The following is an 8,697-nucleotide window of genomic DNA, read 5'->3' on the forward strand; positions in this document are numbered from 1 at the left end:
TTCCGGGATTTCGTAAAGGTATGGTGCCGGCGTCTCACATAAAGAAAATGTATGGAAAGAATATTTTGGTTGAAGAGATCAATAATATCCTTAACGATACTCTAAATAATTACATCACTGAGAATAAGCTGGAGGTCCTTGGCCAGCCACTTCCCAAAATTGATGACAGCAAAGATTTTAATTGGGATTTCACAGACGAGTTCGAGTTTATTTATGAATTAGGATTAGCTCCTGAATTTAACCTTGATTTTTCATCTAAGGATAAAATCACTCATTATAAAGTTAAAGTTGACGAGGAAACTCTGGCATCCCGTATTACAAATTTGCGTAAATCTTATGGCAAAATGTCAAATCCTGACGTATCGGCAGATGATGATGTTTTGTACGCGGAATTAACGCAGCTTTCTGCTGATGGTTCTGTTTTTGAAGGTGGGATAACTAACACGGTATCCATACGTTTAGATCAGGTAACAGATGCCGGGATTAGAACATCACTTATCGGATTGAAGAAAGACGATGTTCTGGAATTTGATATTCAGAAAGCATTTGAAAGTAACGCTACTATTGTAGCTAAACTTCTTAATATTCCGGAGGAAGATGCGCAAGATTTGAAATCAAAATTCCGTCTAAATATTAAAAATATTAACCGTTTAGAGGAGGGTGATTTAAATCAGGAGTTCTTTGATAAATTATTTGGTGCAGATGTGGTTAAGACTGAAGAAGGGTTTAGAGATAAGATCAGAGAGGAATTGGAGTTAATGATGGTTCAGAATGCAGACCAGAAATTGCAGGCAGATATGCTGAAGTTTGGATTGGAAAAGGTTACGATGAAACTTCCTGATGAATTTTTGAAAAAATGGTTGAAAGCTACCAACGAAAAGCTAAGCGATGAAGAATTGGCGCAGGGATATGACGACTTTGCACGCAATTTGAGATGGACCCTGATTGAAAACAGGATTATTAAAGACAATAAGCTGGAGATAAAATACGATCAGGTTTTTGAAACTGCAAAGAAGCGTTTGGATGCACAATTCCGCATGTACAGTCCTCAGCCCCTCACAGAAGAACAGCTGGGACAATATACAGCTCAGTTTTTGCAGGACAAAGAAAATGCAAACCGTATTTTCGAAGAGGTTAAGGCGCAGCATGTGTTTGATTATCTGAAGAGTGTGGTCACTTTAGATACCAAAGAAATAGAATATAATAAATTTTTAGAATTGAAATAGCCGATGATTTAAATATGGGTTATTGGTTCTAATTATTCTGAATTAATTAAAAATTACAAAATAACTCATACCTTAAATTATAATTTTCAATATGAACATTGATAGAAACGAATTCCGGAAATACGCAGTAAAGCATCATCGCATTGGCAGCCAGCATGTAGACAGTTTTATAGGTCGGGTAAATAATGCTTCTTTACCAAGTGCCATGACACCATATATCATTGAGGAGCGACAATTAAATGTAGCACAAATGGATGTGTTCTCACGTTTAATGATGGATCGCATTATTTTTCTTGGTGATGCTGTACACGAAGGCATTGCAAATATTATTCAGGCTCAATTATTATTCCTTCAATCTACGGATGCAAAAAGGGATATACAGATCTATATAAATTCTCCAGGCGGCTCGGTTTACGCAGGTCTTGGTATTTACGATACAATGCAGTATATCACGCCTGATGTAGCTACTATCTGTACTGGTATGGCCGCATCGATGGCTGCAGTATTGTTATGTGCCGGTACTAAGGGCAAGCGTGCGGCATTACCTCATTCAAGGGTAATGATCCACCAGCCATCAGGCGGTGCTCAGGGTGTTGCTTCAGACATGGAAATAAATTTGAGAGAAATGCTTAAATTGAAGAAGGAGCTTTACGATATCCTGGCAAAGCATTCAGGACAGGCTTATGAGTGGGTGGAGAAAGCATCAGACCGTGATTATTGGATGATCGCTAATGAGGCCAAAGAATATGGTATGATTGATGAGGTGTTAGTTGGAACCGGAGACAAAAAATAATGAGTAAAGGAAATAAAGATATTAAGTGTTCGTTCTGCGGTTCAGGAAAGCAGGATACGTTGATGCTGATAGCAGGATTAGATGCTCACATCTGCGATAAATGCGTAGCTCAGGCAAATCAAATACTCGCAGAAGAACTTAATGTCCGTAAAACAAAGTCCTCGCAAACTTTCGAAACGCTTCTTAAGCCCGTTGAGATAAAAACCCATCTCGATCAGTATGTTATTGGTCAGGATCAGGCTAAGAAAATATTATCTGTTGCAGTCTACAATCATTATAAACGCCTAAACCAGAAAATCGGTAAAGACGAAGTTGAAATTGAAAAATCAAACATTATTATGGTTGGTGAGACAGGAACAGGAAAAACTCTTTTAGCTAAGACAATTGCTCGGGTATTGAATGTGCCATTTTGTATCTGTGATGCAACTGTTCTTACGGAAGCAGGTTATGTTGGTGAGGATGTAGAGAGTATTCTGACGCGATTGCTTCAGGCTGCCGATTATGATGTTACAGCGGCAGAACGCGGTATTGTATATATTGATGAAGTTGATAAGATTGCCCGCAAAAGTGATAATCCATCCATTACTCGCGACGTGTCTGGAGAAGGTGTACAACAGGCACTTTTAAAGATTCTCGAAGGTACCGTTGTTAATGTTCCACCTCAGGGCGGACGTAAGCATCCTGACCAGAAGATGATCGCAGTGAATACTAACAATATTTTGTTTATCTGCGGTGGCGCATTTGATGGAATCGATAAAAAGATCGCCAACAGGCTTCGCACTCAGACCGTGGGATATAAAGTTGACAAGGAAGATCTCAATATTGATCTTAAAAACCTCTATAAATATATCACTCCTCAGGATCTTAAGTCATTCGGACTTATTCCGGAGCTAATTGGGCGCTTACCTGTAATTACTCATTTAAATCCTCTCGACAGAGAAACATTATTAAGTATCCTTACCGAGCCAAAAAATTCCTTGATCAAACAGTATAAAAAGTTGTTTGAATATGAGAATGTAAAGCTTGAATTCGAAAAAGATGTAATGGAGTTTATTGTCGATAAAGCTATGGAGTTTAAGCTCGGGGCTCGTGGGCTACGGTCCATTTGTGAAGCAATTATGATCGATGCCATGTATGAGACACCCTCGGGGAAGAACAATAAGGACTTGTTCATCACCCTCGATTATGCCGCAGACAAATTTGAAAAATCAGATCTTAAGAAATTAAAAGTAGCATAAAAGAGCCCCCGATTTAATCGGGGGTTCTTTGTTTAACAGAATTAAATTATGAACGAAGAAAAAGACGTTAAGAAAGACCCCGTTGAGGGAGGACTAAAGAAAAAGACAAAAAAGGAAGTTGAGTCCCCGGTAAAGGCTGGACTTAAAAACAAAGAGGATATCGTAAATAACTGGCTGCCCAGATATACGGGTAGGGTACTTTCAGATTTTACAGGATTTATACTTCTGACTAACTTCTCTCGATACCTTAATCTTTTTTCAGAGTGGAATGACAATGCTCCGATCATAGGGTTGGATAAACCGATGCAAAGTGTATCAGCAAATGGAATAACTTTAATCAACTTCGGGATGGGTAGCCCGATGGCTGCCACGATGATGGATCTTCTAACGGCCATTAAGCCAAAGGCAGTATTGTTTCTCGGAAAGTGTGGGGGATTAAAAAAGAAGAACAGCATAGGAGATCTGATTCTCCCTATTGCTGCAATAAGGGGAGAGGGAACGTCCAACGATTATTTCCCGCCAGAGGTGCCGGCACTGCCCTCTTTTGCTCTTCAGAAAGCGATCTCCACGACTATCCGCGATCATTCACGTGATTATTGGACCGGAACTGTATATACTACGAACAGGCGTGTATGGGAGCATGACAAATCATTTAAAAAGTATCTTAAAAGTCTGCGTGCTATGGCGGTTGACATGGAAACAGCGACTATTTTTACCACAGGTTTCGCAAATAAGATCCCCACCGGGGCATTACTGTTGGTTTCCGACCAGCCAATGATTCCGGAAGGCGTTAAAACTGCGGAAAGTGATTCAAAGGTTACGGAGCAATTTGTGGAGACTCACTTAAGAGTTGGAATAGATTCCCTGAAACAATTGATCAACCACGGGCTCACAGTGAAACACTTGAAGTTTTAAGCCCTCATAAGTCCATTTGACCTGATCAACTCCCATCTTCGCAGTTGAGACTTTCCGGGCGACCATTTAACAGGATTATCCATTTTAGTATTTTTTGTTTTATAATTTCAATCTTACTCCCGCATTATTAAACAGACGGGTGAATGCAACACAAAGCAGTGCGAAAAGGAAAGATTTAAGAAGTCCTGCACCCCCGGTAATTACCCATTCGGGGTATTGAACATTCAAGATACTTCTCAGGATGAATCCAGCGAAGTAAGGCATGAGGTAACAAAGTAAAGTGTCTGTTCCTGCCGGTCTGATTAGATTGAACCAGTTCGATTTGCCTTTCACATCGGCTATCCAGTAAATGATTACAAACGTACCTAAGGTAAAGGCACTACACAAAAACAGCCAGGCCGGTGTAGACCCGAGCTTCGCAAGTCCCCAGTATGGCCTGGTCAGTACAGAAAGTACGACAAGGAGGAAAACAGCAACAGTGAAGACAACGATCATCGTTCTATTGTCCTTTCGTTCCCGATAATAAATGAATACCCAGGATGCGAGCACGCCACCCATTGTAAGTCCGGATAATGTCCCACCACTAATAGCGCTTGGAATGAATGAAAGAGTGCCCTGGGGGATGATTTGAGCTTTCATAACCATGCTTAATATGCAAAAGAATACCCACCCGATAAGCAAAGGCAGGAAACGATTTTTCGCAAATATGGTTATCATGGAGCTTGCCAGATAGGCCCATCCAATCAAACCAAGGATGCCCCACCACTGTGGTGAAAATCGATATACTTCTTTTCCATCTTCGCCGCCACCGCGGTATAGAAATGCCAGCACGATCAGCGTAACAATGCCAATACCCTTTAAAATATACCACAATGTTTTTTTGGAGTTTTCAGGATAGCTGTTCCAGATCAGTATAAATGATAAACAGCATAATGGATTCCAGAGATAGCGGGCCATTCCTGTTGCCCCGGCATTAAATGTCTCCCCATTTACAAGGAATACGCCCATCACCAGGAGAGCCACAGTTCGTATTAAGGCATGGTTTACAAGCTGCAGATCGGTATCGCCCTTTTTTCGCCGGTTATCGATAGCAAAGGGAAGTGATAATCCTACAATAAACAAAAATGCAGGGAAAACGACGTCAGCCAGACCAATGCCGTCTACACCGCGATCTACATGACCCAGCCATTCTGGAATGTCTTTCAAAGAACCCAGGTCGTTAACGAAAATCATAAGAACCATGGTTAAGGCCCTGAGAATATCGATTGAAGCGATTCGGGGGATAAGGCCTTGCTTTGGAGCAGAGCTTATTGGGGTATCTTCCAGTGTTTGCGTATCAGACATTTGACTTGTTGGATTGAGATGTCTTTTACTAGTTTAAAGTTTTATCGAGCACATTTAAAAGGTTCTCTTCGGGGTCACTGAAATATTCCCAGAAAAATACTCCCGCCAGTTTATGTTTTTTCACATATTTGGCCTTTAATTTCGTTGACTTTTCATCATCATAGGTAATAAAGACCTTTTTATCAGGGTTGAAAAGGTATGGGGCCTGAGCCTGTTTATCCCAGTAACGGGTATAGCCATTTTGATTAATGACACTTTCTTTCAGCTTGGTATATCCTCCAGCCTGTCCGGATGATGCGCTTGGAGTTCCTGCGATAGGCCTCACCCTTTCCTGTCCAAGGCCATTATTTTCTACACCGGCTGCATCCACAGCTTTCCCATAAAATGCTACTCCTATTCCGAGTTTATGAGCAGGAACGCCTGCCGCTATAAAATCTTGTATTGCCTGATCTGCTGAAGAACTTGTTCCACCCTGACCGTAAGAATATAAGTTCGTGTGATGCCCTACCGTTCCGTTGGGGCCACCAAAGTCATAAGTCATCAAATACAGATAATCAAGAAGTTTTGCCACCTTATCCATCTCTGTGTTTGCGATGAAATTCTTTGAAGCTCCGAGTGCCGCAGTAAGGAGGTATTTCTTACCGGTTTCAGTCGAAAGATTATCCAGTTCTTTCCTTAGTTCTACGAACATCAAAGTAAAATTCACCTTATCCTCAGGCCGGAATTTGTTATTATCACCACGCTGTCCCGGATATTCCCAATCGATATCCACACCATCCAGGTTGTGTTGTCTTAAAATATTAACGCTCGTTTTTGCAAATAATAACCGGGAAGTTGGTGTAAGAACAGCATCAGAAAAGTTCTTACTCCATGTCCACCCGCCAATAGAAATCAATATCTGGAGATCCGGATTGATCTTCTTTAACTGATTTAGTAACCTGAAGTTTACCGTATCCGTTTTTAAATTGCTGAGAACTGCCATGCTATCTATACAATTAACAAAGGCGTAATTAATGTGTGTCAATTTATTAGCATCGATCTCATCAATATTTACGGGTGTACCGCGGTATCCACCCACGTATCCATTGATTACATATTTCTTTTTCCGGGCTGATTGGGAAAAGCTGTCACCTGAAAAAAAGAAGGAAAGAACCAGAAGTAAGCTAAGAGATCGGGATAGTTTTGAAAACATAGTATTTGTATATTATTATTAGTTTAAATTATTTCACTGTTGAGAGTTTATTTATTTTGTCATACATCACTTTGACTGTGTTTCACGATGTTTCATTTGGATCGACCGTGCGTGCATTTGGAGCGGCAGCAGGTTGTGAGGGGGAGGGGTCCTTTTATATTATCCGTTAAAAAAACATATTGGTAGGAAATTCACTCTTATATCTATGGATATGAGTTTTCAATATAAATAATTTCGAATGGAATATTCAAAGAATTAAGTTTTTGTAAAATTAAAATTACAGAGAAATAGAGTTTATCCGGGAAAGTGTCCGGCCAGGGATACGAATATATTACGCACCGACATAGTTTTTATATATCCCAAACATCCTTCAAGTATTTCAGTAAATTCGCAACATGTGGTACAACAATATTCTTGAGACAATAGGCAATACTCCCCTGGTAAAATTAAATGTGATTACCAGAGATGTTAAAGGAACTGTATTGGCTAAAATTGAAACAACGAATCCGGGTAACTCAATAAAGGACCGGATGGCAATTAAAATGGTTGAAGATGCGGAGAGAGACGGCCGTTTAAAACCTGGCGGAACCATTATTGAAGGAACATCCGGGAATACTGGAATGGGCCTGGCTATAGTAGCGGTCATAAAAGGTTACAAGTGTATCTTTACAACAACAGATAAGCAATCCAAAGAAAAAGTTGATGCCCTGAGAGCGTTCGGTGCGGAAGTCATTGTTTGTCCGACCAACGTTGAGCCGGAAGACCCGCGTTCGTATTATTCAGTTTCAACCCGTTTAGAGCGCGAAGTTCCAAATTCGTGGAAGCCAAATCAATATGATAATTTATCAAATACCCAGGCTCACTACGAGCAAACAGGCCCGGAAATCTGGGAACAAACTGAAGGTAGAATCACACATCTTGTTGTTGGTGTTGGAACCGGCGGTACTATATCAGGCGCCGGGAAATACTTAAAGGAAAAAAATCCAAACATTAAAGTTTGGGGGATCGACACTTACGGTTCTGTATTTAAGAAATATAAGGAAACAGGGGAGTTCGACAAAAATGAGATCTATCCTTATATTACTGAAGGTATAGGAGAAGATTTTCTTCCAAAGAATGTAGATTTTGATGTTATTGACAGGTTCGAAAAGGTGACCGATAAAGATGCGGCGCTAATGACCCGGGAGATAGCCAGAAAGGAGGGTATTTTCGCTGGTAACTCAGCGGGTTCTGCACTTGCAGGGCTTATGCAGCTAAAAAATGAGCTTAAAGATGGTGACGTTGTTGTCATAATTTTCCACGATCATGGATCAAGATATATGGCTAAAATGTATAATGAGGACTGGCTTCGTGAACGTGGTTTTCTGGCTGACGAGAAACTTACTGCTAAATTAATTTTGTCAAGGAGAGAGCGTCAGGATATCATCACAATAGATTGCGAAAAATCGGTGCTTGAAGCCATTAATACAATCAAATCGCTTAATATTTCTCAAATTCCGGTAACCCAGCAGGGAATGATAATTGGCAAACTAACTGAGAGTGATATATTAAATTCTGTTCTCGAAAATCCTGCATTAAAGTCGGGAAGTATTAAAGAGATCATGACGGCTTCCTTTCCTTTTATTGATTTGAACACATCGGTGGACAAAATTTCATCTATAATAAGCAAAGATAATATGGCGGTATTGGTCGAGGATGAAGACGGAAAAATTGAGATTATCACTCAATACGATATTATTAATGCTATTTCCGCCTGAACAGCACATCGAGGGAAAAACCCGGGGTCTGGTTAGGGTCTGGTAGGGGGATCCTTCGTTCAAAATGTCATTTGAACGAAGGATCTCCCTACCAGGTATATAGTAGAACCCTACCGGGTCATGTCCGGATAATCATTCAATCCATTTAATTATTCAGCTTTTTAAGACGCGCAGTCTGGTAGTACGCATTGATATCCATTAAGGGGTCTGATAACAGATAAATTCTGGTATC

At 40.4% G+C, this 8,697-nt stretch carries 7 protein-coding genes; 5 read left to right on the plus strand and 2 right to left on the minus strand.

Annotated elements, in window-relative coordinates; translation table 11 throughout:
• From ACLL8Z_RS07430 to ACLL8Z_RS07445, 4 genes are all read left to right on the plus strand, one after another.
• Nucleotides 1–1,226: trigger factor (locus tag ACLL8Z_RS07430; RefSeq protein ID WP_411274136.1), on the plus strand; the 1,226-nt coding region annotated here is incomplete at its 5' end.
• Nucleotides 1,227–1,317: 91 nt separating this feature from the next.
• Entirely contained in the window at nucleotides 1,318–2,019 is a 702-nt protein-coding gene (locus ACLL8Z_RS07435) for an ATP-dependent Clp protease proteolytic subunit (RefSeq protein WP_411274137.1), read from the plus strand.
• Entirely contained in the window at nucleotides 2,019–3,257 is a 1,239-nt protein-coding gene (gene clpX, locus ACLL8Z_RS07440; RefSeq protein ID WP_411274138.1) for an ATP-dependent Clp protease ATP-binding subunit ClpX, read from the plus strand. Before ACLL8Z_RS07435 ends, clpX begins: the two co-directional genes overlap by 1 nt.
• A gap of 48 nt (nucleotides 3,258–3,305) precedes the next feature.
• Nucleotides 3,306–4,172, plus strand: coding sequence for an AMP nucleosidase (locus ACLL8Z_RS07445; RefSeq protein ID WP_411274139.1), 867 nt, complete (start codon nucleotides 3,306–3,308; stop codon nucleotides 4,170–4,172).
• Between the two features lie 99 nt (nucleotides 4,173–4,271).
• On the opposite strand, the gene ACLL8Z_RS07450 is transcribed toward ACLL8Z_RS07445, so the two are convergent.
• Together ACLL8Z_RS07450 and ACLL8Z_RS07455 are read right to left on the minus strand one after the other, a co-directional pair.
• The gene (locus ACLL8Z_RS07450; RefSeq protein ID WP_411274140.1) at nucleotides 4,272–5,516 is read right to left on the minus strand and encodes a DUF5009 domain-containing protein; all 1,245 of its coding nucleotides are present in this window, start codon (nucleotides 5,514–5,516) and stop codon (nucleotides 4,272–4,274) included.
• 28 nt (nucleotides 5,517–5,544) lie between these two features.
• Complete coding sequence (locus ACLL8Z_RS07455) at nucleotides 5,545–6,708, minus strand: glycoside hydrolase family 18 protein (protein WP_411274141.1); 1,164 nt, start codon at nucleotides 6,706–6,708, stop codon at nucleotides 5,545–5,547.
• Between the two features lie 395 nt (nucleotides 6,709–7,103).
• On the opposite strand from ACLL8Z_RS07455, the gene ACLL8Z_RS07460 reads away from it, so the two are divergent.
• On the plus strand, nucleotides 7,104–8,465 hold the full coding sequence (locus ACLL8Z_RS07460; RefSeq protein WP_411274142.1) for a pyridoxal-phosphate dependent enzyme: 1,362 nt from the start codon (nucleotides 7,104–7,106) through the stop codon (nucleotides 8,463–8,465).
• Nucleotides 8,466–8,697 lie beyond the last annotated feature (232 nt).

It is taken from the genome of Daejeonella sp. (assembly GCF_046590655.1).
In the GTDB taxonomy this organism is placed as follows: Bacteria; Bacteroidota; Bacteroidia; order Sphingobacteriales; family Sphingobacteriaceae; genus Daejeonella.

Bases quoted from the DNA above. Each gene is read 5' to 3' on its own strand.
- ACLL8Z_RS07435 (WP_411274137.1), top strand. From the start codon at position 1,318: ATGAACATTGATAGAAACGAATTCCGGAAATACGCAGTAAAGCATCAT.
- ACLL8Z_RS07450 (WP_411274140.1), bottom strand. From the start codon at position 5,516: ATGTCTGATACGCAAACACTGGAAGATACCCCAATAAGCTCTGCTCCA.
- ACLL8Z_RS07455 (WP_411274141.1), bottom strand. From the start codon at position 6,708: ATGTTTTCAAAACTATCCCGATCTCTTAGCTTACTTCTGGTTCTTTCC.
- clpX (WP_411274138.1), top strand. From the start codon at position 2,019: ATGAGTAAAGGAAATAAAGATATTAAGTGTTCGTTCTGCGGTTCAGGA.
- ACLL8Z_RS07460 (WP_411274142.1), top strand. From the start codon at position 7,104: ATGTGGTACAACAATATTCTTGAGACAATAGGCAATACTCCCCTGGTA.
- ACLL8Z_RS07445 (WP_411274139.1), top strand. From the start codon at position 3,306: ATGAACGAAGAAAAAGACGTTAAGAAAGACCCCGTTGAGGGAGGACTA.